Origin of the sequence: Chryseobacterium sp. CCNWLW53 (assembly GCF_037083525.1) — a bacterium.
In the GTDB taxonomy this organism is placed as follows: domain Bacteria; phylum Bacteroidota; class Bacteroidia; order Flavobacteriales; family Weeksellaceae; genus Chryseobacterium; species Chryseobacterium lathyri.
Map to the genome: position 1 here is coordinate 165,675 of NZ_JBAOJR010000007.1, position 16,771 is coordinate 182,445.

General features: G+C 37.9%; 17 protein-coding genes and 1 tRNA gene. 12 read left to right on the top strand and 6 right to left on the bottom strand.

The window, feature by feature from the left end:
* Positions 1–300 precede the first annotated feature (300 nt).
* Positions 301–2,580, bottom strand: a complete 2,280-nt coding sequence (locus V6R96_RS20320) for a polyribonucleotide nucleotidyltransferase (protein WP_111956100.1) — start codon at positions 2,578–2,580, stop codon at positions 301–303.
* 443 nt (positions 2,581–3,023) lie between these two features.
* Here V6R96_RS20320 and V6R96_RS20325 point away from each other — a divergent pair, with 443 nt between their 5' ends.
* Together V6R96_RS20325 and V6R96_RS20330 are read left to right on the top strand one after the other, a co-directional pair.
* The gene (locus tag V6R96_RS20325; protein WP_336380062.1) at positions 3,024–4,445 is read left to right on the top strand and encodes a sugar MFS transporter; all 1,422 of its coding nucleotides are present in this window, start codon (positions 3,024–3,026) and stop codon (positions 4,443–4,445) included.
* A gap of 138 nt (positions 4,446–4,583) precedes the next feature.
* On the top strand, positions 4,584–4,943 hold the full coding sequence (locus V6R96_RS20330) for a DUF4260 domain-containing protein (RefSeq protein ID WP_336380063.1): 360 nt from the start codon (positions 4,584–4,586) through the stop codon (positions 4,941–4,943).
* A gap of 55 nt (positions 4,944–4,998) precedes the next feature.
* Here the strand turns inward: V6R96_RS20330 and rpsO are convergent, their stop codons facing one another.
* A complete protein-coding gene (gene rpsO / locus V6R96_RS20335; RefSeq protein WP_034704056.1) occupies positions 4,999–5,268 on the bottom strand; it encodes a 30S ribosomal protein S15 in 270 nt (89 codons plus the stop codon).
* Between the two features lie 174 nt (positions 5,269–5,442).
* On the opposite strand from rpsO, the gene V6R96_RS20340 reads away from it, so the two are divergent.
* The 7 genes from V6R96_RS20340 (at position 5,443) to V6R96_RS20370 (ending at position 9,312) form a co-directional block, all read left to right on the top strand.
* A complete protein-coding gene (locus V6R96_RS20340; RefSeq protein ID WP_111956245.1) occupies positions 5,443–5,994 on the top strand; it encodes a pyruvate decarboxylase in 552 nt (183 codons plus the stop codon).
* 354 nt (positions 5,995–6,348) lie between these two features.
* A complete protein-coding gene (locus tag V6R96_RS20345; protein ID WP_156122694.1) occupies positions 6,349–6,501 on the top strand; it encodes a bacteriocin-like protein in 153 nt (50 codons plus the stop codon).
* Positions 6,502–6,539: 38 nt separating this feature from the next.
* Entirely contained in the window at positions 6,540–6,683 is a 144-nt protein-coding gene (locus V6R96_RS20350) for a bacteriocin-like protein (RefSeq protein ID WP_157963374.1), read from the top strand.
* A gap of 36 nt (positions 6,684–6,719) precedes the next feature.
* Positions 6,720–6,863 carry a bacteriocin-like protein gene (locus tag V6R96_RS20355; protein WP_157963373.1) on the top strand — a complete coding sequence of 48 codons (144 nt, stop codon included), beginning with the start codon at positions 6,720–6,722 and terminating at the stop codon, positions 6,861–6,863.
* Between the two features lie 29 nt (positions 6,864–6,892).
* Positions 6,893–7,057, top strand: a complete 165-nt coding sequence (locus tag V6R96_RS20360; protein WP_157963372.1) for a hypothetical protein — start codon at positions 6,893–6,895, stop codon at positions 7,055–7,057.
* 172 nt (positions 7,058–7,229) lie between these two features.
* The gene (mgtE, locus tag V6R96_RS20365) at positions 7,230–8,552 is read left to right on the top strand and encodes a magnesium transporter (protein ID WP_111956094.1); all 1,323 of its coding nucleotides are present in this window, start codon (positions 7,230–7,232) and stop codon (positions 8,550–8,552) included.
* A gap of 22 nt (positions 8,553–8,574) precedes the next feature.
* Positions 8,575–9,312 carry a helical backbone metal receptor gene (locus V6R96_RS20370; RefSeq protein ID WP_336380064.1) on the top strand — a complete coding sequence of 246 codons (738 nt, stop codon included), beginning with the start codon at positions 8,575–8,577 and terminating at the stop codon, positions 9,310–9,312.
* A gap of 339 nt (positions 9,313–9,651) precedes the next feature.
* Here V6R96_RS20370 and V6R96_RS20375 read toward each other — a convergent pair whose 3' ends face one another.
* Both V6R96_RS20375 and V6R96_RS20380 read right to left on the bottom strand, forming a co-directional pair.
* Positions 9,652–10,101, bottom strand: coding sequence for a GAF domain-containing protein (locus V6R96_RS20375; RefSeq protein ID WP_111956090.1), 450 nt, complete (start codon positions 10,099–10,101; stop codon positions 9,652–9,654).
* A gap of 11 nt (positions 10,102–10,112) precedes the next feature.
* Complete coding sequence (locus V6R96_RS20380; RefSeq protein ID WP_336380065.1) at positions 10,113–11,540, bottom strand: TonB-dependent receptor; 1,428 nt, start codon at positions 11,538–11,540, stop codon at positions 10,113–10,115.
* Between the two features lie 54 nt (positions 11,541–11,594).
* Here V6R96_RS20380 and V6R96_RS20385 point away from each other — a divergent pair, with 54 nt between their 5' ends.
* Both V6R96_RS20385 and V6R96_RS20390 read left to right on the top strand, forming a co-directional pair.
* Positions 11,595–12,362: an MBL fold metallo-hydrolase gene (locus V6R96_RS20385; RefSeq protein ID WP_111956086.1), complete on the top strand. Its 768-nt coding sequence runs from the start codon at positions 11,595–11,597 to the stop codon at positions 12,360–12,362.
* A gap of 68 nt (positions 12,363–12,430) precedes the next feature.
* A tRNA-Leu gene (locus tag V6R96_RS20390) sits at positions 12,431–12,510 on the top strand.
* A 74-nt stretch (positions 12,511–12,584) separates the two neighbouring features.
* Here V6R96_RS20390 and V6R96_RS20395 read toward each other — a convergent pair.
* Positions 12,585–13,838, bottom strand: coding sequence for a hypothetical protein (locus V6R96_RS20395; RefSeq protein WP_336380066.1), 1,254 nt, complete (start codon positions 13,836–13,838; stop codon positions 12,585–12,587).
* Between the two features lie 304 nt (positions 13,839–14,142).
* Entirely contained in the window at positions 14,143–15,090 is a 948-nt protein-coding gene (locus tag V6R96_RS20400; protein ID WP_111956078.1) for a beta-1,6-N-acetylglucosaminyltransferase, read from the bottom strand.
* A gap of 519 nt (positions 15,091–15,609) precedes the next feature.
* On the opposite strand from V6R96_RS20400, the gene V6R96_RS20405 reads away from it, so the two are divergent.
* Entirely contained in the window at positions 15,610–16,734 is a 1,125-nt protein-coding gene (locus V6R96_RS20405; RefSeq protein ID WP_336380094.1) for a DEAD/DEAH box helicase, read from the top strand.
* Positions 16,735–16,771: the final 37 nt, after the last annotated feature.

A 16,771-nucleotide genomic window follows, 5' to 3' on the forward strand; every position in this document is an offset into this window, starting at 1 on the left:
TCATTCACCAACAAAACTTTACACAAACATCTGCTTAATCTGCGAGAGATTAAAATATTTTTTCGCAGATTGAGCAGATTTCTTTTTTCTACTATTCAAACTGTATGACTTCAAGTTTCTTCAACCTAAATTTTTTCAATCAGGGAATATCAACTGAAGAAAAATAGAACAATTCAGCTCCGCTCCGCCGAGCGAAATCCTCATTAATTAATCGTAGGAATATGAGTTGTAATGATATACGTGTAATGCAAAAAAAATCCCTCAAAAAATTGAGGGATTCATTATATATAAGATTTAGTCTTAAGCTTCAGAAGAAGGATTTTGATCTCCGGCAGGTTTTTCCCCTTCCGGTCTTGTATTCTCTTCTCTTCTTGCCGGTCTGTCAGGTCTACCCTGTCCTTCCGGTCTTCTGTCACCTTGTGGTCTGTCCTGTCCTTCTGGTCTTGGTTTAGATTCAGGTCTTGCAGGTCTTGGTAAAAGAACTTTTCTTGAAAGTTTCATTTTCTTACGGTCATCGTAACCCATGAACTTCACTTCTACTTCGTCACCTTCGTTATAAGGTACCTTATCCAGACGAGCCCACTCAATTTCAGAAATATGAAGAAGTCCTTCAGTTCCTTTTGCAATGGCTACGAAAGCTCCGAAATCCATTACTTTTACCACTTTTCCTTGGTACACTTCACCTACTACAGGTACAAATGTAATCTCGTTGATTCTTGCGATTGCCGCATTGATTTTCTCTCTGCTTACACCAGAAATCTCAATTCTTCCGATTTCTCCTACTTCTTCAATAGCAATAACAGTATCTGTATCTTTTTGAAGTTGTTGAATGATTTTTCCACCAGGTCCGATCACAGCACCAATGAAATCTTTAGAGATCTCAAGCATTACCATTTTCGGAGCGTGTGGTTTCACATCTTCTCTTGGAGCAGAAATAGTTTCATTTAATTTATCTAAGATATGAAGTCTTCCGTTTCTTGCCTGTAGAAGAGCTTTTTCCATGATATCCATAGAAAGCCCCTGGATCTTGATATCCATCTGACAAGCCGTGATACCGTCTGCAGTACCTGTAACTTTAAAGTCCATGTCTCCCAGGTGATCTTCATCTCCTAAGATATCAGAAAGAACAGTGAATTTTCCGGTTTTAACGTCTGTTACCAATCCCATTGCAATCCCGGAAACAGGTTTTGCAATCTGAATACCAGCATCCATCAATGCTAAAGTTCCTGCACAAACAGTTGCCATAGAAGATGAACCGTTTGATTCTAAAATATCAGAAACGATACGGATCGTGTAAGGATTTTCTTCAGGGATCATGTTTGCTAAAGCTCTCTGAGCCAGGTTTCCATGTCCTACTTCTCTTCTTGAAGTTCCTCTTAAAGGTCTTGCTTCACCTGTTGAGAACGGCGGGAAGTTATAATGTAAGAAAAATCTTTCGTCATAGTTTACCATCACGCTGTCTACCATGTTCGCATCTTTCACTGAACCTAACGTTACCGCTGTTAAAGACTGAGTTTCACCTCTTGTAAAGATTGCAGAACCGTGAGCTCCCGGTAAATAATCAATTTCGCTCCAGATTGGACGAATCGTTTCAGGATCACGACCATCAAGACGGATTTTATCATTCAAAATCATCTGACGCATCGCTTCTTTTTCCACATCGTGGTAATATACTTTAGCGAAAGGTGTTACTCTTTCTAATTCTTCAGCATTATCAACATATTGAGCTAAAAATTCATCCAGAACAGCTTTGAATTTTTCACCTCTTTCTTCTTTTCCTGAAGGAGTTTTCGCTACCTCGTATACTTTATCATATGTTTCTTTCCACACTTTCTCACGGATAGCTTCATCGTGATTTTCGTGGCTGTATTCTCTTTTTGGGAATGATTTACCTACCTTTTCAGCTAATCTTTCCTGAGCTTCAACTTGTTTTTTGATTTCTACGTGAGCGAATTGGATAGCTTCAAGCATTTCCTGCTCAGAGATTTCTTTCATTTCCCCTTCTACCATTACGATAGAATCTTTAGTTGCTCCCACCATGATGTCAAGGTCAGCAATTTTAAGATCTTCAAATTTAGGGTTGATAGAAAGCTCACCGTTGATTCTTACGACTCTTACTTCAGACATTGGCCCGTTGAAAGGGATATCTGTAATAGCAATCGCTGCAGATGCCGCAAGACCTGCTAAATCGTCAGGAATCGACTGTCCGTCATAAGAAATTAATGAAATCATTACCTGAACTTCAGCATGGAAATCTTCTGGGAATAATGGTCTAAGAACTCTGTCTACCAAACGCATTGTTAAGATCTCCTGATCTGACGGTCTGGCCTCTCTTCTAAAAAAGTTTCCAGGAATTTTTCCTCCTGCGTAGAATTTTTCTCTGTAATCTACAGTTAAGGGTAGAAAATCTACTCCGTCTTTTGCTTCTTTACTGGCTACAACAGTTGCTAAAAGCATTGTTCCACCCATTTTTACGACTACAGAACCATCAGCCTGTTTTGCTAATTTTCCTGTTTCAATTGTGATTTCTCTGCCGTCTGCAAGAATAATCGTTTCTGTAATTGCTTGAGGTATACTCATAAATTGTTTTGTGTTGCACTCCGTATTGAGTGCTTTAATTATTGATATTTCGTCTAAATTTTCGTGTGCAAATATACCATATAATAATGAGATATTAAATTTTCAGTCTCAGAAATACAACTCAGAATCGTAAGATTTCCCTTCCTTTTTTGTCAAAGATGTAAAAATTACTGACAGTATATTGAACCTATTCATGATTCAGAATGATAAAAAATGTTTTTTTAAAGAAAATTGATTATTAAATCCTGTTGTTTTCGTATTATTGTCTCAAAAAGTGTAAATAATATTTTCATATCGGAAAAGTTGATTTATTTACATAAAAAACATTGAAAAAGTTGCAGAAAAACACTTTGCTAGCTTATATTTGTCCTGCTTCTCAAATATAGATGTACGAGGAAAATCAACTGAGAGAATTTAATTCTTTTCAAATTAAATAAATGTTTATGATCAATAAAGAAGTAAAAACACAGAGCAGGAATTACACCATTCCTTTAATTACAATTACTTTGCTCTTTTTTATGTGGGGATTCATTACCTGTATGAATGATATCCTGATCCCCTATCTGAAACAGCTTTTCAAGCTCACCTTTTTCGAATCGATGCTGGTACAGTTCTGTTTTTTCGGAGCGTATTTTATTGGTTCTCTGATCTATTTTCTAATCTCCATTTCAAAGGGAGACCCTATTAATAAAGCAGGCTACAAGAAAGGAATCATGTTCGGTATTTTTCTGGCCGCCTTTGGATGTGTCTTATTTTATCCGGCTGCGACTTTTTCTTATTATCCTTTATTTCTTGGAGCTTTATTTATTCTGGGACTAGGCTTTACCGTGCTTCAGATCACGGCTAATGCTTATGTTTCGTTACTCGGCAGCGAAGAATCTGCTTCCAGCCGACTGAATATGACCCAGGCTTTCAATGCTTTCGGAACCACGATTGCACCGGTACTTGGGGGCCATCTGATCTTTGAATTTTTCTCGGCTCCGGACGGCTCATTCAGTGCTGTGGCGACAAGAATTCCTTACCTGATCTTTGCAGGAATCCTGTTATTGGTCGCATTACTGATTTCCCGAGTGAAGCTGCCTTCTTTCCAGACCCAGGAAGAAGAGATCGTAAAAGGCTGGGGTGCTCTTCAGTTCAGCCATCTGAAATTCGGAGTTTTTGCCATGTTCTGCTATGTAGGGGGAGAAGTAGCAGTGGGAAGCTTTATCATCAGCTTTCTGGAACAGCCTCAGATCATGGGCTTTAATGAGATCATCAGCAAAAATTATCTTTCTCTTTATTGGGGCGGAGCGATGATCGGGCGTTTTCTAGGGGCAATTTCTTTAAATCAATCATTAAGCCAGGGGAAAAAAGCAGTCTATATGCTGGGTGCAGCTGCTGCTGTTTTCCTGGTTATTTTCAGTATTGTGGACCTAAGCTTTGCACAAATCAGCTTTTTCCTTGTATTTATTATACTTAACTTTATTGCTTTCTTTATTGGTAAAGCAGCTCCGGCAAGGACATTATCTATTTTTGCCGGCATTAATGTCATTCTTCTTATCTCTGCAATGGTTAATCATGGTGAATTGGCAATGTACAGCATTTTGGGAATCGGGATCTTTAACTCAATTATGTTTTCCAATATTTATACTCTGGCTATTTCAGGTTTGGGTAAATATACCAGCCAGGGATCATCTTTGGTGGTAATGGCTATATTGGGTGGTGCTATCGTTCCTATTTTCCAGGGCTACCTTGCCGATCAGTTGGGAGTGCAGCATTCATTTATCATTCCGGTATTCTGTTATCTGGTAATTCTTGTATTTGGGGCTTATTGCAGCAAATATTTAGGGCATGTGGAAAGCACTGAAGCAAAATCGGGACATTAAACAATTTTTTTATACAGAATTTTAATTCATAATTTAAAGTGAGATGTTTAAAAACGTCTCACTTTTGTTTTTAAATACAATTTAAGCTGTAACTTTTACATTGAATCAGACACCTATCAAATAATCAATATTTTTGTCATGAGGATTCAATTACAGCTGGAATATTTTGCTTTTTTAATGCTGGGAATATTTGCTTTTAGCCTGACTGGCCTTTCCTGGTGGTGGTTTGCCGGACTATTCCTGGCTCCGGACATTTCCATGCTGGGATATACTGTAAACAATAAAATTGGTGCTTTTTGCTATAATCTTTTCCATCATTTGGGTGTTGCTCTTATGGTATACCTTGTGGGAACAGCATTAACACTTCCCTATTTGCAGATGATTGGGGCTATTTTATTTGCGCATTCAGCCTTCGACAGAATATTAGGCTATGGACTGAAGTATCCTGACAGTTTCCAAAATACACATTTGGGAAAAATCGGAAAAGACAAAAAATAAGAACACAAAAAAGCAACTCCTTTCGAAGTTGCTTTTATTTGAAAATCTCTGTAGATTATTTTCTTAAACCTAGTTCAGCAATGATAGCTCTGTATCTTGTAATATCCTTTTTCTTAAGATAATCCAATAAGCTTTTTCTTTTACCTACCAATTTCACTAGAGATCTCTCTGTGTTGAAATCGTGACGGTTAGCTTTTAGGTGCTGAGATAAGTGGTTGATTCTGAAAGTGAAAAGAGCTACTTGTCCTTCAGCACTTCCTGTGTCCTGTGCAGATTTTCCATGTTTTGCGAAAATTTCTGCTTTTTTTTCTGTTGTTAAGTACATTCCAATATTGTTTAATGATTATTATGTAACGGGTGCAAAATTACGACTATTTTTTGATTCTGCAAACATTATCGATTTCATTTATTGAATTTGATAGAAAAAAATGTTAAAAATTTCTTAATAAATTGTATGTCATCCGGTGAAAAGGCAGTAATTTTGCATACGAATTACACAATGAGAAAATTTATATTCTTTACAGCTCTTGGAACTTTTTTATTGGTCGGTGTTATTTCGGTAAAAGCGCAGAAAAATGCTGACAACAAGACAAAAAAAATCCTATACTTCAATCCCGAGGTAGAACCTGATATTGAGGAAATCAAAGAGCCTACAAACCTGGCGTTCTTCAGTGCTGTTTCCGATAATTTCAGCGGGAGAAAGAATAAAGTACTCAGAGCCGAGGTGCAGATCCCTTTTGACAGCGTTGAAAAACAAACCATCACCGATTACTGTGTCAATAACGACGCTGATTTTGCTATTGTTCCTAAAGTAAGGTATTTCAAAGTAGGCATCGGTAAATATGTGTTTTCCAACCAGGTTGTAGTAAGCATGAAGCTTTTTGATGCAGGAGGAAATCTGGTTACAGAAACCGATTATGACACTTACCGGAAGAATATGCGCCTTCTAGGTTCTACCGAAAATTCTATTAAAATAGGAACTGATGGTGCGATCAAGGGGATTTTGAAAAAACTCAGAAAACTTAAATCCGGGGCTGGAGCAGAGCTTTAAAGTGAATGGTGAATTTTGCTTCACAAGTCAATTGTTAATGGATAAGCTAAGCAGTTGAATTTCACCATTGACGATTCACTATTCACAAATCAATCACTATTTTTAATGGTCATTGGTCAATTTGCTCCGCTATCAATTTTTAGCACATAATTAATTTCAGAACTAACGATTCATTTGCACAGCAAAACTCACCATTCACCATTCACTTCCCCAACGTTTTTTTCTATTTACATTTTTTAATAAAAACTGAGAAACATCCAGAACAAACTGATTACTAGATAAATATTTTCACCAATAGATGAATAATTAAATATTTTTTACTATTTTAGTTTTACAAATTAAAACTTATATAATATGAAAAATTTAAAGAAGCTCAACAGAGAGCAACAAAAACAAATTAATGGAGGAGCTATTAACAGATGTAACAATACCAACAGACCCTGCTCCATAGGATGGTGCTGCAACGGAGTATGCTCACCTTATGCATGTATTGATCCTGAGCTATAAGTATTAGATCTTTTATCTTAATGATTAAATCTATTGATATGAAAAATCTAAAGAAATTAAACAGAGAGCAGCAAAGCCAGATCAATGGCGGGACTATCGCAAGATGCAGTTTAACCAGACCATGCACCGTTGGATGGTGTTGTGATGGAGTATGTAGCCCACAGGCATGTATTGAATTCTAAAAGCCTTATCTTTTATTGAACTAAAAAATATTTATCATGAAAAATTTAAAGAAACTCAACAGAGAACAGCAAAGAAAAATCAACGGAGGAGCTATTGAAAGATGCAGCGCAACCAGACCATGTTTTATTGGTTTCTGCTGCCGGGGAGTGTGCATGGAATACGACTGTATTGAAGAATAAATCCGTTTTTTACTTAATACAAGATATCCATGAAGAATATAAAAAAGCTCACCAGAAAAGAACAGCTGACGATCAACGGCAGCGGACTGGGCAAAAAATGCCAGGACCACACTCAGTGTGGATTTGGGGAATGCTGTGACGGAGGCATGTGTATGCCTTCTCCATACCCTTTATGCGGACCTATTCTTGAATAATATAGGTATTTATGAATTAAATTTAATTTTTGAACATCCGCTCCGGCGGGTGTTTTTTGTTTCTAAAAAACATTCTAATTCATTTTAAGCTTTAATTAATCCTTAATTTTGCAGCTTTCCTTCATAGTCTTAAATTTTTGAATTATTTTTGCATATCCAAAAAATTCACGTTTTGAATTCCAGAGACGAACTTATCTTTAATCCTGCCGATATCGCCGAAACTCTCAGCAACCTTCCTGCTGACGAGAGGCTTTTGGCATTTTTAAAAGTTCCGAAAGAATATAAAGCGGAAGTTTTTTCCCATCTTGATCCTGATTTCCAGGAAGAAACGATCAGAAGTATCGGAAGCGAAGAAGTTTCAGAAATCCTGAACGGAATGACTCCGGATGACAGAACCTCTCTTTTTGAGGACTTTCCGGATGAGCTGATCAAGTACTCCATCAATCACCTTAATCCCCAGGAAAGAAGGATTGCCCTGAAGCTTCTTGGCTATGACTCAGACTCTATCGCCCGTCTGATGACCCCTTATTACATCCAGATCCGTAAAGAATGGACGGTAAAAAGATGTCTTCAGCAGATTAAAAAGGTCGGTAAAAGAGTGGAAACCATGAACCATCTGTATGTAGTGGATGAAAGAAACCGACTGATTGATGATATTGCTTTAGGAAGCCTTCTTTTGGCTGAGGAAGACACTTTGATCTCGGACTTGACCGACAATCATTTCGTTGCGATAACTACCGTTACTTCGAAAGAAGATGCGGTAACGTATTTTGAAAAATATGACCGGACTGCTCTTCCCATCATTACAGAAGCCGGCGTTCTCGTAGGTATTGTAACGATTGATGATATCCTCGACCAGATCGAACAGCAGAATACGGAAGATATCCAGAAATTCGGGGGTCTTGAAGCTTTGGATGATCCTTATACGCAAACTTCTCTGGTGGAGATGATCAAAAAAAGAGGAACGTGGCTGATCATTCTTTTCTTCTCAGAAATGCTGACTGCTTCTGCGATGGGTTATTTTGAGGATGAGATTCAGAAAGCTGTTGTATTGGCTTTATTTGTTCCGCTAATTATTTCCAGTGGAGGAAATTCCGGCTCTCAGGCAGCAACTCTTATTATCCGGGCTATGGCTCTTCAGGAAATAGGTCTGAAAGACTGGTGGTATGTCATGAAAAAAGAAATCTTTACAGGGCTCGCTCTGGGTGGTATTCTTGGTGTGATCGGCTTTTTAAGGATTATGGTGTGGCATGAAGCAGGATTCTTCAATTATGGAATGTATTGGCCATACGTAGGTTTAAGTGTTGGTGTTTCTCTCGTGATGATTGTTCTTTGGGGAACACTCTCAGGATCTATGGTTCCTTTTATCCTGAAAAAGCTGAACCTAGACCCCGCTACTTCTTCCGCTCCATTTGTCGCCACTCTGGTAGATGTTACCGGGCTTATTATTTATTTTTCTGTAGCCGGGCTTTTCCTGACAGGAAAACTTTTGTAATTTAGGCAGAGAAAGTCTGAATATGAAAGTTGTTTCTTTAGTTCCCTCTATTACAGAGGCATTATTTGATCTTGGTCTTAGTGAAAATGAAGTGATCGGGAGAACAAAATTCTGTATCCACCCTGAAAAAAAAGTAAAAAATGTTCCGGTTATTGGCGGAACAAAAAATATCAATATTGATAAGATCAGGGCATTGCAGCCGGATCTCATCCTGGCCAATAAAGAGGAAAATATCAAAGAGCAGGTAGAAGCACTGATGGACGATTTTAAAGTCATCGTGACTAATGTGGAGACCATTGAAGATAATTATTACCTTCTTAAAACACTCGGGAATCTTTTTAATAAAGAAGAAAGGGCACAACAGTTCAATCTTAAGATTTATGAGGTCCTGGAACAAGCAAAACTCAATTCAACAATAAAAGCAGCTTATCTTATCTGGAAAAATCCTTATATGACCATTGGTTCGGATACTTTTATACACAGAATTCTGTCAGAGATTGGTTTTGAAAATATTTTTAAGAACAGAACCCGTTATCCTGAGATTCAAATGGAAAATCTTGCCGAAGCGGAAGTCATTATGCTTTCTTCGGAACCTTTCCCTTTCAAAGAAAAACATATTGAGGAGATGAAGGCTTTTTATCCTGACAAAAAGATCATGATCGTGGATGGAGAGGCATTTTCATGGTACGGAACACATATTGCAAAATGCGGGGATTATTTTAAAGAATTACTAGCTGAAATCCATGCAATGCAGCGTTAATTTTAACCACAAAAGGGGTAAAAGTTTTAAACACTTAAGTTTTTTATAAGTTGTAATAAAAGCTGCATAGAAGAGCACTTAAGTTCTCTGAAAATCTTGATTTTCATACGGGGCGAAAATTCGTCTGAGGGTTCAGAATTCCCCTACTCTGGAGGGGTGGCGAAAATTCAAATAATTTTTGACGGGTGGTCAAAAAGAATATCCACATTTCTCAGCAATCTCTTGAACCAATCGATTTGATGGCTTCGGGAACCTCAGCCACCAATTGTATTTAAATGCAACAAAAAAGCCCCAATTTACACCGGAGCTTGTATTTTATCTGTAGAATTGAAATTTCAATTACAAAATCTTTGACACCTCATTACAAAGCCATTCCAAAAGTTCACGGTCCTGAGCAGTAAATGGGTCTACAGTATGGGAATCGATATCAATCTGACCCACATTCTGACCATCTTTGAAAATCGGTACCACAATCTCAGCTTTCGTATCAATAGAGCAGCTCAGATAATTGCTTTCCTGATGAACATCCGGAACTACGAATGTCTCATTGGAAACAGCAACCTGTCCGCAGATCCCTTTTCCGTAAGGAATGATAGTATGATCGGTAGGTGCTCCTACGTAAGGACCGAGTTTTAGCTCATCTTTATCCCCGTTTTTAAAGTAGAATCCTGTCCAGTTGAAGTAGGAGATTTCCTGATCCAGCAGGTGACATACCTTCTCAAGCTTTTCTTCTGTATTATGTTTTGGACTTTCAAGAATGGAAGAAAGTCTTTTCTTTATTTCTGACATTTTATTTTGTTTTAGGAGAATTGTTTGAAGGAAAGCTCTTCTTTATAGCCGAACATTCCGCGTTCTTTTATCATTTCTGCCACACCATCAGGAACCTGGTTTTCCCAGCCTTTAACACAGCATGCAATTTTTCTTAATATTTCTCTGGAATAAATCTCCAGGAACTCCGGATTATGATTTGTAATATCTACAATACGGTTATTGTGCTTGAAATATTTGTAAAGCTCTTTTAAATTTTCTTCTACTTTAAGATTTGAAGAATCCAGCAATTCATGAGTTTCGGGGTCTTTGTAAGGATAAAGGTACACCCTCATTCCGTTTCTGAAGAACTTCCCGAATGCTTCAAGAATTCCACCTGAAAGATCTTTGTAATATTTCTCGTCAAATACCATCAGAAGGTTATTCACACCCATTGCAACACCAATATCTCCGCTCGTATAGGAAGCAAAATAATCGATCAGCCTATAGTATTCCGAGAAGTTGGAAATAATAACGGTATATCCCAGTTTACCGAGAATATCCACCCTGTCCATAAAATCTCTCTCATCAATATCACCATCTGCCCGAAGGTTTGAAATGGTGATCTCAATAAGGACTTCTGTTTCTTCATGGGTACAGGTTGCATCTTTCTGGAACATCTCAAGGCCGTTTTTAAGCATATCAATGTTCACTTTCGTTACGGGCCTGAAGCTTCCTCTTACCGCGAATATATTTTTCTTGTATAAAACATCGGCAGGCAGCATATTGCTCCCCTGGGAATTGAAAATCACCGCATCTGTCATTCCGTGCTTCACAAGCTGCAATGACATTAGCCTGTTATCAACATAGTCAAAGGCAGGACCACTGAAATCGATCATATCAATTTCAAGACCATCTTTTGCAATGTCATCGTATAAAGATTCGATTAAATTTCTTGGATTGTCGTAATAATGGAAAGCTCCGAAAATAAGGTTTACTCCCAGGTTTCCTAAAGTTTCCTGCTGTAAGGTAGCATCATTTTCCTTAAATTTTACGTGGATCACGATCTCATTATAATCTTCGTTTTCCTTTGTCTGGAATCGGATTCCAACCCAGCCGTGGCCTTTAAGTGTTTTATCGAAATTAATGGTAGTTACCGTGTTTGCATAAGAGAAAAATTTTCTGTTGGGGTTATTTTCCCTTGAAATCCTTTCTTCAATTAACGCAACTTCATAACGGAGCATTTTACGAAGTCTGTTCTGAGTAACATACCTGTTTTTTGCTTCTTTTCCGTAAATGGCATCACTAAAATCTTTGTCATAAGCAGACATCGCCTTAGCAATTGTACCCGAAGCCCCTCCTGCTCTAAAAAAGTGACGAACAGTCTCCTGCCCTGCTCCAATCTCTGCGAAAGTACCATAAATAGTAGGATCTAGATTAATTGTTAATGCTTTTTGTTTAGGAGTTAGTTTCTGATACATTAGGACGTGAAATTTTTCGTAAATTTACCAAAATTAAACCAACCTCAAAAGAAAATGAAGTTGAAATTTTTAGGAACCGGTACTTCCCAGGGTGTGCCCGTTATAGGCTGTACATGCGAGGTATGTACTTCCAAAAATCCCAAAGACAGGCGTTTCCGCTCTTCAGTAATGATTACTACTGAGGAAAGTAAAAAAATACTCATCGACTGCGGTCCGGATTTCAGGGAACAGATGCTTCTCAACCACGAAAACACTGTAGATATTGCTCTTCTTACCCATGAACATAATGACCATGTGATCGGGCTTGATGATATGCGTCCGCTGATCTTTAAAAGCGGAAAAAACATGCCTATTTACTGCTTCCACAGAGTTGGACATGAGATTAAAAACCGTTTTCCTTATGCCTTCGCTGATATAAGATATCCGGGAGCGCCGGCTTTTGATCTCCACGAAATTGAAAATAAACCTTTCCACGTTTTAGATACCGAAATCACGCCTGTTGAAGTAATTCATTATGAAATTACGGTCTTCGGATATAAATTTAAAAACCTTGCCTACATTACGGATGCCAATTTTATTTCGGATATAGAAAAGGAGAAACTGCAGAATCTGGATGTGCTGGTTTTAAATTGCATCAGAAAATTCGATCCGCATCCAGCTCATTTTATCCTTCCTGACGTCATTGCCCTGTTTAAGGAGCTTAAGCCTAAAAAATTATTTTTAACTCACATCAGCCATCATCTTGGGCTGCATGATATTGAAGATAAGGATCTTCCGGAGGGAATGCATCTGGCCTATGATGGTTTGGAAATAGAATTTTAAAATTTTTCTCTTAAAAAGCTTTTGAACATTAAAAAAAGTTTCTATATTTGCACACCAATTTAACACTTGCCCAGGTGGCGGAATTGGTAGACGCGCTGGTCTCAAACACCAGTTCTTAGGAGTACCGGTTCGATCCCGGTCCTGGGTACAAAAAACCCCTGAAATCATTTGATTTTCAGGGGTTTTTTTTTATTAAGTTTTAATAATAAACTCTTTCAGGAGCTACCATTTTATTTTCGGCAGTACTTTTTTTATTTCTTTTGCAATATTATTTCCTGCTTTTCCCAGCTCGTTTCCGACATTGGTAAAGACCTTTACCGCTTCATGGTTTTTACCCGGACCATACTGAATGTCGTGGACAGTATTGTTCCATGTTTTCACGATGTCATTATTAGGACCAAATTGATTCTGTAGCTCTAAACCAATTTTATTCAAACCTTTTACAATGTCATTATTTTTACCAAAGCAACCGGAATCTCCGCCTACTCCATTGGTAAGGCATTTATCCAGCTCTCTTGACATCAGCTGCCCACCGGCACAACCGGCAAAAACATAAGGCTGCCCGCCTGACGTTACAGCACACTGCACTACGATCTGAGATTCTGTATTCATATTAAGCCTGCTGGCTCCATAACACATGGCTGTATTCATAAAGTTCACCTGTCCAAAACTGCCCTGCTGCTGCACGCAGGAAAGAAGCTTTTGAAGCTCAGGATCCGAGGATTCATCTGCCAGGCATAGCGGATATTTACTATAGTCGTTTCCATACTGCTTATAACATTTCAGCAGAGAGCCAGATATTCTTCTTTCATTTGTACCTCCCATAGTACCAACAAGACATAAAGCCTGCTCTTCCGGTGTTGAAGCATTTTTAACACAGTTATAAATTTCATTCTCCTTTTTTCCGGCCATATTTTCAATCATGCAATCGCCAAATTTCTGTTGGTCCAGGGTACCATTAAAACTAACTGACCGGTCGTAACAGTTTTTAGCAGTCTGCTCGTTTGTGATCATCAGATTACCATACGGATTGTTGATGTCTATAATCTGCTCCGGTAAAGGCTGGAAACCGTTCGCTGTCTGAATACCGACATTAGGGTTGTATACCGGCGGAACGTAATTAATCATCGGATTGGGTGGTGGCTGAATGTCTGAATAACCAATAATCCTGGCCCCCTGGATATAATCAATCTCAATAACATTCCTGTTGTAATCCAGGAAAAATGCTTTTTGGTACGGATTGGCAGCCGGCAGTCTTAAATACATCATTCCGGACGGATCACGATACGCCATGCCTCTATTCATGGGATTGCCATCTTGCACCGTCATTCCGTCACTATATAAAACAAAGCTCTGCTGGTGCGCCTGGTCATAAATACGGCCAACAGGAGCCGGCTGTGAATACAGGCTGGTAAACAGAACAAGCAAGAAAAAGCTCACGAGAATCTTCAGACTTTTTAAATGTAGTGTTTTCATGGTAATTTTGTTTTTATTAGCAGTAATTATTTACAGACTCAAATTTCTACAGTAGAGTTTCCGGCTCTAATGCCTCAGTTCACTATTTTATTACTTATTAATTTCACAGTAAAACTGGTGATAAAAACAAAATAAATCAATTACACTTTTGGGTACTTTTATCACTGACAGGAAGTACTTTTCTTATAACGAACATTTAAGTTGAAATAAATTATATGGTTATTGACCTCTTGTTAATCACAGGAGGTTTTAATTAAAGCCATTGATAAGGAATTTTGGTAATATTTTTGAGGAAATACAGAAGTTAATTATCCTGTCTTTTATCAATTTTCAGCTCTCTTTCTACTTCATCTATGTTCGGTAAAGGAAGATCGTAGCTTTCTTCAATATATTTCACAACTTCTTCTTCTGTTTTTTCATTTATTTTCCTGATGAAAAGGTGGTTCGTAGCTTTCAGAAAAAGAATAAGCTCATCTGGTGTCTGTTTCTTACCGAATATTGGTTTTTCTATGACGGCTCTTTTATCATCATTTACAATAAGATCGTTAAAAGAAGTATTCATAAGAACAGTCTGGAAAAATGATTCTGCGGGCAGAAATGTATGAAGGTAATAATCTTCAAAATTCATTACTCTTTTATTATTGGCAAGAAAAGCACAGGTATCTCTGGTAAAAATAACCCACTTCCCTCCTATATAAGGCGTAACTCCTTTCATAAATTCTCTTTTGTACATAAGAGACGAAATCTTATAAGAAAGCTCCGTAAAATGGTTCTGTATTCTCTTAAGAGTATCCGGACGGTAAAACTTCTGATCATAATAGAAAAGATAATTCCTTCCATTATTCGCTGTAAGGAACTTCCTGATGATATTCTGAGATTTCAAAGGGTAATCTTCACCGCTCAGATTAACAAAATAATCCCATTCCTGGTTGACGTTAAGCAGAAATTCCATGGCATCAAGTTCAGCCTGGATCATACTGAAGCCTCCGGAAACAATATTGATGCTTTCCAGAATATAAACATTGGGAAACTTGATGAGATACATCTGGATCTCATCGGTAAACTCCTCCTTAGCTTTACGGTCTATGTGGATGAGGTAAAATTGATCTCTTGTATAGATCTTCTGAAACATTGCTTTGAATACTTCCGGCTTATGATGAAGCATAATGAAGTATGCAATTCTCACATGCTGGTCTGTGTGGGATTGTAAAGTTTGGGGTTGGGGGCTGGTTGTAGGAACAGAGGTCTGCATAAGTACGGATTTAAAATCATCCGCTTGGGTGCAAACAATTCAGTTAACGTGCGAAAGCTACGAATAATTTTTTGATAATCAATCATTTAAATCAATTAATATTCAATTTCTTTATTGTAGCTTTGCAAAGCATTTATAAAAACAGGTCTCTGCCTTTTGCTATTCTGTAATAGTTTAAAATCTTCATTTTTCTCTTTCAGTTTTGCTTTTTCAGCTGCCCAATTAAAACTTATTTTTAAATAATTTTTAATACTGCTTCCTTGGTTTTCAGGTTAGAAGTAGTTATAAAGCTCAGAACGGTACGGATTTAAAATCTTGCCCCTGAGAATAAGAACGATATGATATTGCAAAGCTCAGCAAATATATTCCCAACTGAATTTATTGTCAAAGTTAATGCAAAGTAAATAATAATTAAAAATAGTGCTTTATCAGAGCTGATATTCATTATTTTGATACAAGACAACAATTCAGATCTTAACCGATTTGGCCACTCAGAACCGGATGTTCCGGTAGAATATGATGAGTTTTAAAAATTTAAATTTAATAAATCCTATAGTCCGTGCCGTTACAGAAGCCGGATATTCCAAACCTACAGAGATACAGTATACTGCTGTTCCCCATATTTTAGCAGGAAGGGATATTATAGGCTATGCCCATTCCGGCACTGGAAAAACGGCGGCATTTGCCATGCCCATTCTCCAGTTATTAAAAAGAAACACACCAGATCATAAAGAAATACGAACTTTAATCTTAACACCAACCCGGGAATTAGTCCTGCAGCTGGAAGAAAGTTTTAAAGTCTACAGTAAATATTTACCATTATCACAGCTTTCCATTTTTGGAGGTGTATTATCCGGAAGCCAGCTTGCTGCTCTCAGAAAAAGAGTGGATATTCTTATTGCCACTCCCGAAAGGCTACTGGATTTGGTAAGCCAACGATATATTGATCTCTCTAAAATTGAAATACTGGTCCTTGATGAAGCTGACAGAATGCTTGATATGGGATTTGCAGAGGATGTAAAAAAGATCCTGAAACTGGTTTCACAAAAACGACAGACCTTGTTCTTTTCTGCAACTTTACCGCCGGAAGTCCAAAAATTTGCAGATGCCATGCTGAAGAACCCTGTAGAAATTACAGTAAATCCGGTTCCATCATCAATGCATACCATTAACCAGTCCGTTTATTTCGTTGAAAAGACCCAAAAAGCTGATCTGCTTATCAATATACTGCAGGATGTATCTATTTTACGTTCACTGGTTTTTACACGTACCAAGCAGGGAGCCGACAGACTCGTGAAACAATTGGAGCGTACAGGAATTTTTGCAGCAGCGATCCATGGAAACAAATCTCAGATGGCAAGACAACAGGCCGTGGAAGATTTCAGAAACAGTAAGATCCGTGTTCTGGTTGCCACTGATATTGCCGCCAGAGGAATTGACATTGAGGAACTTCCTTATGTAGTTAACTATGAACTTCCGGATGTACCAGAGACTTATGTTAACCGTATTGGAAAAACAGGAAGAGCAGGAACCCAGGGAACAGCCGTTTCTTTCTGTGATGAAGGACAACGTTCCGACTTAACGAATATTCAGAAGCTGATAGGATTTATCATGCCTGTTGAAAAATTCCAATATATACATTAAATCACAATAAAATAGATGGATGGTTTCCCTAAGAAAT